Source organism: Raskinella chloraquaticus (SeqCode) (assembly GCF_021731865.1).
Lineage (GTDB): Bacteria > Pseudomonadota > Alphaproteobacteria > Rhizobiales > UBA4765 > Raskinella > Raskinella chloraquaticus.
Window position 1 is genome coordinate 1 of record NZ_JAKFWN010000042.1, and the last position, 14,741, is coordinate 14,741.

At 61.5% G+C, this 14,741-nt stretch carries 14 protein-coding genes, 1 tRNA gene and 1 pseudogene; 8 read left to right on the top strand and 8 right to left on the bottom strand.

Annotation, left to right across the window (positions count from 1 at the left end; genetic code table 11):
- Positions 1 to 104 precede the first annotated feature (104 nt).
- Entirely contained in the window at positions 105 to 1,076 is a 972-nt protein-coding gene (gene dusA, locus ACINK1_RS13590) for a tRNA dihydrouridine(20/20a) synthase DusA (protein ID WP_376800507.1), read from the top strand.
- 332 nt (positions 1,077 to 1,408) lie between these two features.
- Here the strand turns inward: dusA and cobS are convergent, their stop codons facing one another.
- Positions 1,409 to 2,245 (bottom strand): adenosylcobinamide-GDP ribazoletransferase, encoded by an 837-nt coding sequence (cobS, locus tag ACINK1_RS13595; protein WP_376800506.1) that lies wholly within the window; start codon positions 2,243 to 2,245, stop codon positions 1,409 to 1,411.
- 122 nt (positions 2,246 to 2,367) lie between these two features.
- Here cobS and cobT point away from each other — a divergent pair, with 122 nt between their 5' ends.
- Positions 2,368 to 3,393 carry a nicotinate-nucleotide--dimethylbenzimidazole phosphoribosyltransferase gene (gene cobT, locus ACINK1_RS13600; RefSeq protein WP_376800505.1) on the top strand — a complete coding sequence of 342 codons (1,026 nt, stop codon included), beginning with the start codon at positions 2,368 to 2,370 and terminating at the stop codon, positions 3,391 to 3,393.
- Here the strand turns inward: cobT and ACINK1_RS13605 are convergent.
- Positions 3,379 to 4,932 carry a sensor histidine kinase gene (locus ACINK1_RS13605; protein ID WP_376800504.1) on the bottom strand — a complete coding sequence of 518 codons (1,554 nt, stop codon included), beginning with the start codon at positions 4,930 to 4,932 and terminating at the stop codon, positions 3,379 to 3,381. The two genes, cobT and ACINK1_RS13605, sit on opposite strands and share 15 nt — an antisense overlap.
- A 136-nt stretch (positions 4,933 to 5,068) precedes the next feature.
- On the opposite strand from ACINK1_RS13605, the gene ACINK1_RS13610 reads away from it, so the two are divergent.
- Genes ACINK1_RS13610 through ACINK1_RS13620 form a run of 3 tightly spaced genes read left to right on the top strand, consistent with a single transcriptional unit; the run spans position 5,069 to position 6,577 of the window.
- Positions 5,069 to 5,692, top strand: a complete 624-nt coding sequence (locus tag ACINK1_RS13610; protein ID WP_376800503.1) for a glutathione S-transferase — start codon at positions 5,069 to 5,071, stop codon at positions 5,690 to 5,692.
- Positions 5,689 to 6,324: a uracil-DNA glycosylase family protein gene (locus ACINK1_RS13615; protein ID WP_376800502.1), complete on the top strand. Its 636-nt coding sequence runs from the start codon at positions 5,689 to 5,691 to the stop codon at positions 6,322 to 6,324. The genes ACINK1_RS13610 and ACINK1_RS13615 overlap by 4 nt, the downstream gene beginning before the upstream one ends.
- Positions 6,325 to 6,367: 43 nt before the next feature.
- The gene (locus tag ACINK1_RS13620) at positions 6,368 to 6,577 is read left to right on the top strand and encodes a hypothetical protein (protein WP_376800501.1); all 210 of its coding nucleotides are present in this window, start codon (positions 6,368 to 6,370) and stop codon (positions 6,575 to 6,577) included.
- 5 nt (positions 6,578 to 6,582) lie between these two features.
- On the opposite strand, the gene ACINK1_RS13625 is transcribed toward ACINK1_RS13620, so the two are convergent.
- On the bottom strand, positions 6,583 to 7,452 hold the full coding sequence (locus tag ACINK1_RS13625) for an NAD(P)-dependent oxidoreductase (RefSeq protein WP_376800500.1): 870 nt from the start codon (positions 7,450 to 7,452) through the stop codon (positions 6,583 to 6,585).
- 151 nt (positions 7,453 to 7,603) lie between these two features.
- Here ACINK1_RS13625 and ACINK1_RS13630 point away from each other — a divergent pair.
- Positions 7,604 to 8,458, top strand: a pseudogene (locus ACINK1_RS13630) (Mrp/NBP35 family ATP-binding protein); the annotation flags it as partial.
- A 170-nt stretch (positions 8,459 to 8,628) separates the two neighbouring features.
- Positions 8,629 to 10,056: a peptidoglycan-binding protein gene (locus ACINK1_RS13635; protein WP_376800499.1), complete on the top strand. Its 1,428-nt coding sequence runs from the start codon at positions 8,629 to 8,631 to the stop codon at positions 10,054 to 10,056.
- Here the strand turns inward: ACINK1_RS13635 and ACINK1_RS13640 are convergent.
- Both ACINK1_RS13640 and moaA read right to left on the bottom strand, forming a co-directional pair.
- Complete coding sequence (locus ACINK1_RS13640; RefSeq protein ID WP_376800498.1) at positions 9,995 to 10,915, bottom strand: DMT family transporter; 921 nt, start codon at positions 10,913 to 10,915, stop codon at positions 9,995 to 9,997. The two genes, ACINK1_RS13635 and ACINK1_RS13640, sit on opposite strands and share 62 nt — an antisense overlap.
- A 9-nt stretch (positions 10,916 to 10,924) precedes the next feature.
- A complete protein-coding gene (gene moaA / locus ACINK1_RS13645; protein ID WP_376800497.1) occupies positions 10,925 to 11,953 on the bottom strand; it encodes a GTP 3',8-cyclase MoaA in 1,029 nt (342 codons plus the stop codon).
- 153 nt (positions 11,954 to 12,106) lie between these two features.
- Here moaA and ACINK1_RS13650 point away from each other — a divergent pair, with 153 nt between their 5' ends.
- Entirely contained in the window at positions 12,107 to 12,427 is a 321-nt protein-coding gene (locus ACINK1_RS13650; protein ID WP_376800496.1) for a gamma-butyrobetaine hydroxylase-like domain-containing protein, read from the top strand.
- 67 nt (positions 12,428 to 12,494) lie between these two features.
- Here the strand turns inward: ACINK1_RS13650 and ACINK1_RS13655 are convergent, their stop codons facing one another.
- From ACINK1_RS13655 to ACINK1_RS13665, 3 genes are all read right to left on the bottom strand, one after another.
- Entirely contained in the window at positions 12,495 to 13,019 is a 525-nt protein-coding gene (locus ACINK1_RS13655; protein WP_376800512.1) for a L,D-transpeptidase, read from the bottom strand.
- 787 nt (positions 13,020 to 13,806) lie between these two features.
- Positions 13,807 to 13,881, bottom strand: a tRNA-Val gene (locus ACINK1_RS13660).
- Between the two features lie 91 nt (positions 13,882 to 13,972).
- Complete coding sequence (locus ACINK1_RS13665; RefSeq protein ID WP_376800495.1) at positions 13,973 to 14,656, bottom strand: HAD family hydrolase; 684 nt, start codon at positions 14,654 to 14,656, stop codon at positions 13,973 to 13,975.
- Positions 14,657 to 14,741 lie beyond the last annotated feature (85 nt).

Consider the following 14,741-nt stretch of genomic DNA (forward strand, 5'->3'; position numbering starts at 1 on the left):
CAGCAAAAATGAGTATCAATGAGTACAGCACGGAAGCGCAAGAAGTGACTGATATTAATGATAAAACTAGCAAAATCAGTGACTTCGTCTTTTCCGTCGCCCCGATGATGGATTGGACGGACCGGCACTGCCGCGTCTTCCATCGTCAGATGACGCGCCGCGCCCGCCTCTATAGCGAGATGGTGACAACAGGCGCCGTCATTCATGGCGAGCGTGAGAAATTGCTGGGATTTTCACCGCAGGAGCAGCCGCTGGCCCTGCAGCTTGGCGGCAGCGATCCCTCCGACCTCGCCAAGGCAGCGCGTATTGGTGAAGGGTTTGGCTATGACGAAATCAATCTCAACGTTGGCTGCCCGTCGGACCGCGTGCAGAACGGGCGCTTCGGGGCCTGCCTGATGGCGGAGCCGGCACTCGTCGGTGAGTGCGTCGCGGCGATGAAGGCGGCGGTTTCAGTCCCCGTCACTGTCAAATGCCGCATCGGCATCGACGACCAGGACCCGGGCGAGGCGCTTCATACATTGACGCAGACGCTTGTTGCGGCAGGTGTCGATGCGGTCATCGTTCACGCCCGCAAGGCCTGGCTGAAAGGATTGTCGCCGCGCGAGAACCGCGAGATACCGCCACTGGATTACCCGCTCGTCTATCGTCTGAAACAGGCGTTTCCGCGATTGCCCGTGGTTATCAATGGCGGCATCACCACGCTCGATGATGCCGATCAACATCTTGCCCATGTCGACGGCGTGATGCTCGGGCGCGCGGCCTACCATCAGCCGGAATTGCTGCTCGACGTCGATCGCCGTCTTTTCGGGCAGAATAACCCGCATGATGATGCGTCAGCAGCGCTTGATGCCTGCGTCCCCTACATCGAAAGCCAGTTGGCGCGCGGCGTCAGGCTGTCGGCGATAACGCGCCACCTCCTGGGGCTTTTTGCCGGCCGCCCCGGCGCCCGCTCCTTCCGCCGCCATCTGGCTGACAGGGCGGTGAAGGAGGGCGCGGGCTGCGAGATTGTTCGCGAGGCGATGGCCTTTGTCAGCAGGAGTGATGAGGAGATGGCAGCGCGGGTGAATGCAGCCTGAAATGACCCGTCTGCGCTCCTTGTCGGGGTCGTTGATATCGTTAGAACTGGTAATTCAGCCCAACCCGGATTGTGTGAATGTCATTTCCGAATTCAGCGCGGTTGCCGTCGCGGTTCAGATAGGAGTCGGTACCGAAATTGGCATAGAGATATTCGAATTTTCCTGTCCAGTTCGGTGCCCTCTGATCCAAAGGCCCCAGCCGGGATCGCTTGTGACGAATACTTGGAAGAAACCGACGTTTACGCTCCACCTTATCCATCTGACGCAAATAGCGTTTTCTAGCTATCTAGGTGAGCCCCCATGAAAATTATTGCCGTACGCAACCCCTACGATCACCCGGCAAGCATAGTCACGGCCAGGAAGAAGGCGATCTCCGCAGCTTGTTGCGTGGCGCCGGCGATGTCGCCGGTCTGCCCGCCAAGGTGACGTTTGGCAAGCTGGGCTGCGGCGCGGCCTGCCATGAGGTTGCCGGCAAGGCCTGCGATGAAGGGGGCCTGGCCGAGCATCGGTGTGACGAGAAGAGCAGCGAGCACGATGGCGATGATTGCCGTCAGCATGTAGCGGCGCATATCGGGGGCGCCGGTTGCAAACGCGGCCCCATCGCTGTGCGCGGGCGCAAGCGCGACCGCTAGCCATAATGCCGCCACCCGCGACAGACCGCCGCTCGCGACGAGGACGAGGGCTGCCGCTACAGCGCCGCTGCGCTCGACGAGGCTTGCCAGCAGGGCAACGCGCAACATCAGGCTGAACACCAGCGCGACCGTGCCATAGGTACCGATGCGGCTGTCGCGCATGATGGCAAGCTTGTCATCACGATTGCCGCCGCCGCCAATGCCATCGGCCGTGTCGGCAAGACCATCCTCGTGGAAGGCGCCCGTGGACCAGGTGAGGGCGAGAACGGCGAGGATCGCAGCGATCAGCGGCGACAGCCCTGAACCCAGCATCATCAGCAGCACGATCGCGCCAATGGCGTGCAGGATCATGCCGGCGAGCGGCAGCATCGGCGCGGCGCGTGCGAAATCCGGCCGCCCATGCGGATCATCCTCGAAGGGCAGGGGAGGCAGTGGCAGCCGCGAGAAGAAGCGCAGCAGAACCGCAAGGTCGATGAGCGCGCTGCGCAGTGCATGCAGAAATATCGACCGTCTCTGCGCCTGGTTATCATCGCCCATGACAGGTTGCCTCTTTGTCTTTGGCGATATAGGAGGCTCAACCGCCTGCGGTCCAGTCTCGAACCGGAATGCCCTGGTTGCGGTGCGCCGTTCCCGTCATCCGCCTGCCAGCGAGATATCATATGATCGCCTCCCCGGACCGCCGACCGTTCGATGATGTCCGCCACCTGGTCGCAACCTTGCCATCCGGTGATACGTCTGCCGCCATCGCCGCTCGCAGCCGCCAGGCTGAATTGACCAAACCTGCCGGCTCGCTTGGCCGGCTGGAGGACATCGCCGTGTGGCTGGCGACGTGGAACGGTGGACGAGCGATCGCCGTCAACCGTCCGCTTGCCGCGATTTTCGCTGGCGCCCACGGTGTCGCCGCGCGTGGCGTTTCGGCCTACCCTTCTGCCGTCAACGCCCAGATGCTTGCCAACTTCTCGCAAGGCGGCGCGGCGATCAATCAGCTATGCAAGACCTTTGACATCAGCCTGCGCGTCTTCGATCTGGCCGTTGATATTCCAACCGGCGACATCTGCGATGGCCCGGCCATGAGCGAGCGTGACTGTGCGGCCAATATGGCGTTTGGCATGGAGGCGCTGGCAGGCGAGCCTGATCTTCTGTGCCTCGGCGATATGGGGATTGGCAATACGACTGCGGCGGCGGCGATCTACGCGGCGTTGTGGGGTGGCGGCGCGACCGCATGGGTGGGCGCAGGAACCGGCGTCGACGCCGATGGGCTCGCGCGCAAGACAAACGCCGTCGAGACAGCGCTGGCGACCCACAGCGGGCATCTCGGCGACCCGCTCGCCGTGTTGGCAAGGCTGGGGGGGCGCGAGATCGCCGCCATCGCCGGTGCTATCCTTGCAGCCCGCCACCAGCGTGTGCCGGTGATCCTTGATGGCTATGTGACGACGGCGGCTGCGGCCGTGCTCCACGCCCTGCGCCCCGATGCGCTCGATCATTGCCTTGCGGCGCATTGTTCGGCGGAAAAAGCCCATGCGAATGTGCTGGAACGTCTTGGATTGACACCGCTTCTGTCGCTCGGTCTGCGGCTTGGTGAGGCAAGCGGGGCGGCACTTGCCGTTTCAATCGTCAGGGCCGCCGCCGCCTTACATTCCGGCATGGCGACGTTTGCCGAGGCCGGCGTGTCAGGCCGCGTGTGAGGCGCGCCTCAGTTCGGTGGGCAGGTCCGCCTGAGATTCCGATTGTGGAACAGCTGCAAGCGGTTGCATGACGCGGTTGGCGGGGAAGGTGACAGTGACTTCGGTTCCCACCTTGAGCTTCGACTTGAAGGTGAAGATACCGCCGTGAAGATCAACCAGCCCGCGGACGATCGGCAGGCCGAGGCCAGCCCCCTGTTCGGCGATCTTCAGCGCGTTCGTTCCCTGGCCGAAGCTTGACAGCACGACCGGAATTTCATCGTCCGGGATGCCGGGGCCGGTATCGCGGATCGACAGATATTGCCCGCCGCCAGCCGTCCAGCCGGCCTTGATGAAGATCGTGCCGTTGCCGGGTGTGAACTTGATGGCGTTCGACATGATATTGAGCGTGATCTGGCGGATCGCCCGTTCATCAGCCCACAGGTTGGGCATGAACTCCTCGAATGTTTGTTTGAGCGTGATACCCTTGCTGGAGGCCCGTAGCGCGACCAGGCGCAGACAATCATCGACCGTCGTCACGAGGCTGATGCTCTCCTCATTCAGTTCGAACCGCCCGGCCTCGACGCGGGAAAGATCGAGAATTTCATTGATGAGGTTCAGCAGGTGCTGCCCTGAGGCGTGGATGTCGCCGGCGTATTCCTTGTAGGTCGGGTTGCCGAAGGGGCCGAGAATTTCCGCCTGCATGACTTCCGAGAAGCCTAGGATGGCGTTGAGCGGCGTGCGCAACTCATGGCTCATGGTTGCCAGAAAGCGCGATTTGGCGAGGTTCGAGGCCTCCGCGTGGCGACGCGCCTCATCCGACGCGATCTTCGCCTGCTCCAATTCGCGAATAAGACGTCCCTGTTCCGCCCGCATCGACAAGCCATCGAGTGTTGCGGTGTAGAGGCGATGCGAGAGAACGAGAAAAAAGCCTTCGGCGGCAATCGTCATCATCGCCATCGTCAGCGGCACCGGCTCCGGCTTCAATGCAAAACGCATCACGAGGCCAAGCGCGACGGGAAGCGTGCAGCTCCAGACCGCAGCCGGCTGGCTGGAGGACAACATGGCGCTGACGGCAATAACCAGCAATGTGAGAACGAACAGGAACATCTGCCCGGTAATCGGATCAGATGAAATGATCGGTAGCGCGTAGATGAGCGACCAGGCAAGGCCATGCATTGCCTCAATCGCGCTGAAGCGTTTGCGCCAGCGGTTGATCGCTGTGGCATCCAGCGATTTGCGGCTGAAATGGCTGCACGAGGCAATGATCACGGCGTTCATCGTCAGCACGCCGGCCAACCAGGCAATCAGTGGCACGATCGGAAACCAGATCGAGCCAACGCCAGCGGTGGCGATCGCCAGCAATGGCACCAGAAAGGCTGTCGACAGGCGATTTTTGGCAAACTGAACAACGAGTTCGTGGTCGAAGGCCGGTGCCGTTCCGGACTGTGATGTCAGCTTGTCGCGCAATTCCTGCACGCGCATCGACACATCGTGCCGGTGAACGTCAAGCGGGGCGCCCGCTACAATTCCGCCATAATCCGCTACGCTAGCCCGCGCCATTTTGATCCGACTTCCAGTGGACGCGGCCAATGTGCGAGATATAGGTTAATCACTGGCTTACCAACACGGTTAATCAATCCCGAAAGCACCAAGGCGACGGGAAAAGCGGTCGAAATCAGCGACAGGGGAGGAAGGAATGCGTCTCTTCACATCGGCCCGCGCCCCCAACCCGCGCCGTGTCGGGATTTTTCTTGCTGAGAAGAGGATAACGCTGCCTGATGTCGTCGATGTCGACATCATGAAGAAGCAGCATCACGAGGCAGACTTTGCGCGTCTCAATCCCTTCCAGCGCATCCCCGTGCTGGTTCTTGATGATGGCACAGCGCTGTCGGAATCCGTCGCCATCTGTCGCTATATCGAGGAAGCGATGGCCCCAGAGCCAAATCTGTTCGGCAGGACACCGATTGAGCGGGCGATCTGCGAAATGTGGAACCGCCGGGTTGAGTTGACGCTGTTGAACCACACCGCTGCTGTCTTCCGCCATCTCCACCCCTCGATGGCCGAGCTTGAACTGCCGCAAATTCCGCAATGGGGCGAAGCCAACAAGGCGAAGGTCATGGCAAGCTGCGCTCTGCTCGATGCTCAATTGAAAAACAACCAGTTCATCACCGGTGATCGGTTTTCTGTTGCCGATATTACAGCGCTCGTTGCCATCGACTTTCTGCGACCGATCCGCCTGAGCGTTCCCGAGGAATTGACGTCGCTGCGCCGCTGGCATTCCGAGGTCAGCGCCCGCCCCAGCGTGGCGCCGGTCAAATGAGCGATTCCTACAGCCATCTGGCAAAGGCGATCCGTGGTTGCAGGGTGTGTATCGACAGCCCGCGCGGATCACCGCTGCCGCATGAGCCGCGCCCTGTCTTTCGCGGCAAACCAGGTGCACGCATCGTACTGGCCGGGCAGGCGCCGGGAACCAAGGTTCATCTCTCCGGCACGCCGTATACGGACGCGTCAGGCGAGCGCCTGCGCTCATGGCTCGGTGTCGATGATGCGACGTTCTACGACGAGACCAATCTGGCGATCATCCCCATGGGGTTCTGTTTTCCCGGCCAGGATAGCAAGGGCGGCGATCTGCCACCGCGCCCTGAATGCGCCGCCACCTGGCATGATCGGTTGATGCAGCAATTCCGCAATATTGAGTTACTGGTGCTGATCGGCCAGTACGCCCAGCGCTATCATTTCCGCCGCCTGGGCCTTGATGCTCATCTCGGCTCCAGCCTCCAGGCAACCGTTGAGAACTGGCAGATCGCCTACGGCGCCAACGCATCGCCCCGGGTTATTCCCGTTCCCCATCCGTCCTGGCGCAATACCGGCTGGCTGAAGAAGAACCCATGGTATGAACGCGATCTCCTCCCTGTCCTGCAAGCGGATGTGCGCCGAATTCTGGGCAAATGAAGACCCTCTTCCCCTGGCGCCGTTCCGGCCTTATCTAGAGGTTATGAAAGGTCGCTTTCCCATCTTCATCATCCTCGCTGCCATCTCGGTCGTGGTGCTGATGCTGCTGTCGCTTGATCCCGGCCAGTCGGAGCGTCTGGCCGATATGAGGCGCGCCGTGACGCTAGAGGGCGAAGCCCGTGAAACGGCGATGTTTGTGATCTTTGTCGCCATCGCCGGTTTTGCCGCCTATCTGACGTTTACGCGCCGCTGAGGCGGCTATTTGCGATCGAGCAGGGCGATCAGGCTGGACGTGTCCCAGCGCTTGCCGCCCATCTCCTGCACCTGGGCATAGAATTGGTCGACGAGGGCTGTAACCGGCAATTTGGCGCCGTTGCGCCGCGATTCATCAAGGCACATCGACAAATCCTTGCGCATCCAGTCAACCGCAAAGCCGAAGTCGAACTTGTCGGCATTCATCGTCTTGCCGCGGTTTTCCATCTGCCAAGAGCCTGCCGCGCCCTTCGAGATAACGTCAAGGACAGCCTCGACATCAAGCCCTGCGCGCTTGGCGAAATGAACGCCTTCCGACAGCCCCTGGACCAGTCCGGCGATGCAGATCTGGTTGACCATCTTGGTAAGCTGACCTGCGCCCGATTCTCCCAGCAGGCGGCATGAGCGGGCAAACGACATGATGACCGGTTCGGCCTTCGCATAGGGCGCAGGGTCGCCGCCGCACATGACCGTCAGCACGCCGTTCTGCGCTCCCGCCTGACCACCCGAGACGGGTGCGTCGATAAAATCGATGCCGCGCCCCTTGCCGGCAGCGTGCAGCTCGCGCGCCACATTGGCGGACGCCGTCGTGTGATCGACGAAGAGCGCCCCCTTGGCCATGCCCTCGAAGGCGCCGTCACTGCCAGTCACCACTTGGCGCAGATCATCATCATTGCCGACGCAGGCAAAGATGATCTCCTGGCCGTGCGCTGCCGCTTTGGGGGTCGGCGCCGACTTGCCGCCATGCTGCTTCACCCATTCGGCGGCCTTGCCGGGCGAGCGGTTGTAGACAGTCACCTCATGCCCCTTGGCCTTGAGATGGCCAGCCATCGGGTAGCCCATCACGCCCAAACCGAGAAATGCAACCTTGGCCACTGTTTCGCTCCGCTGTTCAATTCAAATCGCTGAAGCGCGAACCTAACCGGACCGGCCCCAAGTGCAAGCGCGAAAGCAGCTCCACGACATGCCGGGAGCAAGGTGGCGCTTGACCCGGCATCGTCTGTCGCTAGGGTCCTTCTCCATCAATCCGAGACCTAGCATGGCCCTTTCTCCTCCACGTACCGCTCCGGCCCCGCCGCCGAAGCTGGCGCCCGACATCAAGGCGATCATCGCCATTTCCTCGGGCAAAGGGGGCGTTGGCAAGTCGACAACCGCTGTCAATCTGGCTCTGGCCTGCGCCGCCGACGGGTTGAAGGTCGGCCTGCTTGACGCGGATATCTATGGGCCGTCCGTGCCAACCCTGCTGGGTGTTCACGACAAGCCCGAATTGTTGCCCGGCAATCGCCTGAAGCCGCTTCGAACAAATGGCCTCCTCATCATGTCAATCGGCCTGCTGGTTCCTGAAAGCGGCGCAATGATCTGGCGAGGCCCGATGGTGATGCAGGCGATCACGCAGCTACTGCGCGATGTCGACTGGGGCCCGCTTGACGTGCTGATCGTCGACATGCCGCCGGGGACCGGTGATGCTGCCCTGACGCTCGCGCAGATAGTGCCGCTGGCGGGTGCCGTTGTGGTTTCCACGCCTCAGGATATGGCGCTGATCGATGCCCGGCGCGGGCTTGCCATGTTCAGGCGCGTCGACGTGCCGATCCTTGGCGTGATCGAGAATATGAGTTTTTTCCTTTGCCCGAAATGTGGCAGCCGTACGGACATTTTTGGTCATGGTGGTGCCGAGGACGATGCTGCCCGTCTTCAGGTGCCGTTTTTAGGCCAGATCCCGCTTGATCCCTACATTCGTGAGACATCGGATGCGGGAACGCCGATCATGGTGAAACACCCGCAAGGCGCGCATGCCGATACCTATCGCCAGATCGCGCGGCGCATGCTTTTGAACGCAAGTGGCGCAAGAAAGCCGCCGCCGCGCATCATCATCGAAGATTAGTCGCAATTGGTCGCCAGACAGGCACGATGGCGCCGGATGTCAGTCGATATGACGGGAAATTGTCATTCGGGCGTTATATATTGTGCTAATCCGGTAGCGGATCGGGGTTTCGGAGTTTGAACATGTGTGGCCAAAACCGCCCACCTATAGCCGTGACGCTGGCGCTATTGATGGTATTGTGTGCGGCGGGCGGGGCTTCGCTCGTCCACGCCCAGCAAAACGATTCCTATCGCACCGTGGCGCGACCAACACTGGCGAGCGGTCCACTTTGCGCGGAGGAGAAGGCAGCACTCGTCTCGAGCGCTGCGGCGGCGCAGGCAGCGGCTGCTGAAAATGCCCAGATCGCCGCCCGCCGTTTTGCCGACCTCCAGACGTTGCAGAAGACGGGCAAGATCACCTCAAAGGAACTCGACAATCTGGCTCGTGAGCGTGACCAGCGGCTGGAAGAGGCCCGACAGGCGTTTGGTGCCCTTGATCAGGCAACCCGCATTGCCGAAAAACCCTGCCCGGCGCCGGTGGAGAACACCGCTCCTGCGACGAAGAGTGCGGAGAAGACACCAGCTGCCGCCGATCCGGCGAAAGCGGATGCGGGAAATACGGCAAGCGCGAAGGAACCCGGAGACAAGCCGGAGGTATCGCTTGCACTGACGCTGACCGTTCCGGCCTATTGTAAACCAGCCAGCACCTGCCCGATGGTTGTCGAATTGCACAATCGCGGCAGCCGCCCTCTGGCAAGCCCGTTTCTGGTCGCCCTCGCGCTTGGCAGCGAGGGAGCGCAGATTGGCAATATTCTGCCTGATTCATGGTCATGTGGTCAGGCGAGCGAAAGCCTGACCTGCTCGGGTGCTGGAACCGCGCTTGCGCCCGACGCCAGGGCGCGGCTCAGCATTGACTGGCAGATTGCCGAACGCCCACGCCGTCCCTCGTCAACCGTATGCGCCCGCATCGTCTGGCCGGCGCGCGCGAAAGATGGTGTTTATCGCTCGGAGCAGATAGCAGCCATTCAGTTTGCCCTGCAAAAGGCCGGGTTCGATCCTGGAGGGTATGATGGTCGCCTCGGTACCAAAACCGTTGAAGCGATCCGTGCTTTTCGCAGCCGGGCGAATATCGAAGGGCCGACGGAGTTGACAGCTGATTTCCTGAACGCTGTTTTTGGCAGTAACGGGACGCTCGCAGGCGATGATAATGCGGCTGACGATTCAGCCTGCACGTCTGTGTCCTTCGGCACGCCGCCGCTGGCTGCCAATCCGGCCTCACCGCCAAGCGCACCGGTAGCCGTTGTGAATGCCCCCGCCAGTCCCGTGGTTGAGGCAGCACCGCCCCCGCCTGAGCAGCCGCGCCTGTCACCGGGCCCGGCGGCTGCGCCCAAGCGGGTGGCACCGCGTGAACCTCGTCCGCGCCAGCAGGCAGCGCCACAAGCCGAGCCGCGCCGCCAGACAGCCAGGCGCGCGCCGGTGCAGGCGGATGATGATGATGACGACGTTGTCGTCTATACGTCGCCACCGCGCCGCACCCAGCCCGCTGGCCAACGACCGGTCATCGTTTATCCTGATGGCAGTTATCGGCGCTGGGGTGATCCGACGGTGTACCGGCAGTAGAACGCGCCCGCAGCCTTTCGCGGTGCACAATATAGAGATTGGCCCCCAGAATGATGGCGATGCCGGCAAAGGCTGGCCCGTCCGGTCTCTCCCCCCACACCAGATAGCCCGAGAGAAGCGCCAGAATAATGACCCCGTAGCGAAACGGTGAAATGACCGAGGCTTCGGCGCTGCGATAGGCGATAATGATGGAAAAGCTGCCACCGCCGAGCGCCAGCGCCGTGGCGAATAATCGCGCAAGATCGGCGGATGGCGGCGCAATCCAGTTTTCGACCAGTCCGAGACTGAGGCCCAGCAGAGCAACCGACAGGCTGGCGCCTAAGGTCACGATCAGCGAGGGTGTGGCGGGATTGATCCGGCGCGTCGTCAGATCGCGCGCCACTGACAGCGCTGCGGCTGCCAGGCCAAACAGGGAGGCGAGCGAAAACCCCTGAATGCTCGGTTTGACAACAAGAAGCATGCCGACAAAACCTGCCGCGACCGCGCTCCAGCGCCGCCATCCAACGCTCTCGCGCAGGAGCGTGGCCGACACGGCTGTCATCATGAGCGGCGCGGTAAGGAAAATTGCTGTCAGATTGGCAAGGGGAAGTATGCTCAGGGCCGATATGAAGAAGTAGGCAATCAGCGCTTCGAGGACGGAACGCTGGACCACGAGGCGGTCGCCAAGCCGTGCGAGATGGCGCCACTCGCCGTTCATCATGATGATGGCGGCCAACCCCGCAACGAGAATGGCGCCGCGGATGGCGAGGATCTCGCCCAGCGGCAGATGCGGGGCTGTCAGTTTCACCAGCGTATCGGAAGTAACAAAGAACAGCGAGGCGCAGAGCGTTGCGATGATGCCTTTCAGATTGGGGGACATCAGCCAGGATCAGCCGCCGGTCACGCTCATATGACGGGACAGCGAGGGACGATTTTTCCTGCGGTCGATGACAAAATCATGCCCCTGGGGCTTAAGCGCGATGGCATCGCTGATGGCGGCGTGCAGCGCCTCATCGGATTCCGACTGGCGCAGCGGACGGCGCAGATCAACCGCATCATTCTGCCCCAGGCACATGTAAAGCACGCCCGTACAGGTGAGCCGCACCCGGTTGCAGCTTTCGCAGAAATTATGTGTCATCGGCGTAATGAAGCCGAGCCGCCCGCCCGTTTCCTTGACATGAACATAGCGCGCCGGCCCGCCGGTCGTGTCATTGCTGTCAGTCAGTGTCCAACGCCGCATGAGATCAGCGCGCACCAGCGACAATGGCAGATATTGTTCGGTACGATCACCGTCGATATCACCAAGCGGCATGGTCTCGATCAACGTCAGGCCCATGCCCCGCCCATGCGCCCAGGTCATCAGCGTGTCGATCTCGCTCTCATTGACCCCCTTGAGCGCCACGGCGTTGATCTTGACCTTGAGGCCTGCCGCCTGTGCCGCGTCAATGCCGTCAAGCACATCACCAAGTCGCCCCCAGCGCGTGATGGTATTGAACTTGTCAGCGTCCAGCGTGTCGAGGGAGACGTTGACGCGCTTCACGCCGCAGCCGGCGAGATCATCGGCGTACCGGCGCAGCTGCGAGCCATTGGTCGTCAATGTCAGCTCGTCCAGCGCCCCGCTGGCGAGGTGACGCGACAGCGAGCGGAACAGCGTCATGATATCCTTGCGCACGAGAGGCTCGCCGCCGGTGATGCGCAGCTTGCGCGTGCCGCGCGCCACGAAGGCGCTGCATACCCGGTCAAGCTCCTCCAGCGACAGGAGATCGCGCTTGGGCAGGAATGTCATGTTCTCCGCCATGCAATAGACACAGCGAAAATCGCAGCGATCCGTCACCGAAACGCGCAAATACGTCACCGCCCGCCCGAAAGGGTCAATCAGCGGGGCGGCAGGAGCGGAGGGAGCGAGCGTTGTTTGCAAGGAACTGCCTTCGATGACGCATACACAGGGAGGGCCGGTAAGCTATGTCAATCATAGCCCGCGATGTTGCGCAAACCTAATCAACTTGCAGCTTTGCGCAAGGGGCGCCGGTTTGCCCATGGATTATCTCGCCGGATCGGGACATAAGACACCATGACACAGAGCGCGTTGCCATCACCACTCTCCCGCCCCTGGCCCGTCGAGATCAGGCGTCATCGTGATCGCCGCCATCTGACGATCACCTGGGATGATGGGCTGACACGTCGCTTCAGCGCAAAATATCTGCGCGTCAATTCCCCCTCGGCCGAAGTGCAGGGACACGGTCCCGGCCAGAAAGTGCACGTGACCGGCAAGGAGAATGTGGAAATTCTTTCCGTCGAACCGGTCGGCGCCTACGCCGTCCGCCTCATGTTCGACGATATGCATGCAACCGGAATTTATGACTGGGACTGGTTCAGGAACCAGGCGGAATAGTCCTGTTCATAAAAGAAAAGGGCCGCTTTGTGAGCGGCCCTTGCCTGATTTGCTGATCCTTTGAGACTCAGCGGACAATCACCTTGGCACCCACCTTGGCGCGCTCATAGAGATCGCTCACATCGTCATTGGTCATGCGGAAGCAGCCCGACGACACGGCCTGACCGATGGTGCCCGGCTCGTTCGACCCGTGGATGCGGTAAAGCGTTGACCCGAGATAGAGGGCGCGCGCGCCCAGCGGATTGGCAACACCACCAGGCATGAAGCGCGGCAGATCAGGGCGCCGGGCAATCATTTCCGACGGCGGGCGCCAATCGGGCCATTCCGACTTGCGCGTCACGGATTTGACGCCGTTCCAGGTGAAGCCATCGCGACCGACACCAACGCCGTAGCGCAGCGCCCGGCCATTGCCGAGGATGTAATAAAGGCGGCGCTCGGTCGTCGACACAATGATCGTGCCGGGTGCTTCCGCGCTCGCAAAGTCGATTTCCTCGCGCGGTACCGGGTTGGCGCGCTGCGTCGGCTCACTCGTGGCGCGCGCCGGGTCATAGGTCACCCAGATCTTGCCGATGGGGTCGAAGTACGACTCCAGGCCGTTGGCATCACGCGGGGGCGACTGGAAAAAGGCGAAGATCGAGGGGATCTCGTCGCGCCGCGGCGAGGCGATGGTGACCTGCAGCCGCTCGGTGCTGGCCGCCGATGATGTGCTGGTAGCGCTCGCGGGCGCTTGCGGAATGGCGACATCGCTCGGGTTGACGTTCGCGGTCTCGGGCTTCGGGCCAAAGCCCGGCTGCACAAACAGCGACGTCGTTGGGTATGTGAAATCCCAAATGTCATAGGCCGGCGAGGCGCTATAGCCAGCAGTGGAACCAACCACCAGACCTGCCGACAATCCTACCGCTATGAGAAGCTTTTGCTTCATTTCAACCTCTCTCAAGTGTGGCCCGACAACAGGCCAAGAATAACGATGCCAATCCGATTGGCTCAACCCAGTCACGCCCGAACTGCGAAGCGCCGAACGCTTCAACGAAAACTGCCACAAAACAGCGCTTTTAAGCCTAACAAATCGATAAGCTCTGGGCGCAGTCGCCTGGAAGCAAACGCGCGCAGGCGAAATACGTTCCTCTCCCATAAACCCGTCAGCTGCGTTTGACACCCGCGTTTCGTCAGAAAGATGACAAATTCGAGCTTTTCATCTCCCTGTTGCAAGAAAAACACGATTTGGCGTCCAAATACCCGGTGGCTTCCCTAAGAAGATGCGGACATTTACGCCAATGCCGCTGCTGCTCGTCGACAAATCATCGATTCTGATTCGGGATTTACGGGACATGAAAGCGGCCCGCACCATCTCCGGCGAGGTTTAAGGGCAGGCAGGATAATGGTGGGCGATGTAGGGATCGAACCTACGACCTTCCCCGTGTGAAGGGGACGCTCTCCCGCTGAGCTAATCGCCCGGTGGCGCGGGTATAGGGCGGCGGTTTCGGACAAGTCAAGGATTGCAGTGACCGGCACAGCGCACAGATTGCCCCAGGGCGGGCTGGGCTGCTAGCTCGCAAGCCGTGCGAGTGCTGGCAGCAATTGCGGCCAGGACGATATCAGCGCATCCGGCTGCAGACTTTCGACCGCGACATCGCAATAGCCAAACGTCACCAGCACTGAGGGGACGCCGGCAGCGCGCGCCGTATCGTGGTCTGTTTTGCTGTCGCCGATCATGACCGAGCGCCCGCGCAAGCCGCCTGCCGCCGACACAGTTGACAGGTAAACGTCAGGATGCGGCTTTTGAACGGAGAACGTATCGCTGCCGACGATGACCCGGAAGCGCTGCGCCAGGCCAAGCTCTTCCAGCAGTTTGCGGGCATAGAATTCCTGCTTGTTGGTGCATACCGCGAGCCGCCATTTGCTGGCGGCAAGCTGATCCAGCGCTTCGACGAGACCGGGCAGAGGGCGCGACAGGCGCGTCAGATTATCGCGATAATATGACAGAAAATCGCCATGGAGACGCACCAGATCGTTGTCGCTCACCTGCCGCCCCGCGGCGGCAAATCCGCGGATAATGAGCGCCCGCGCCCCATGCCCGACCATGGTGCGGGCCTTGTCCTCGCTCAGCGCCGGACAGTCTTGCGCCGCCAGCACGTGATTGAGTGCTGCGACAAGGTCACCGATCGTATCGACCAGCGTGCCGTCAAGATCAAAGACCGCTGTCCAGTCCGGTGTCAGTTCGATGTCCATCAGAATTTTCCCTGAAACAGCGGCGCTTAACTGCATTCAGGAGGCGAGTAAAGTCGTGATCGCTTGACAGTTCCAAGCGCCACTG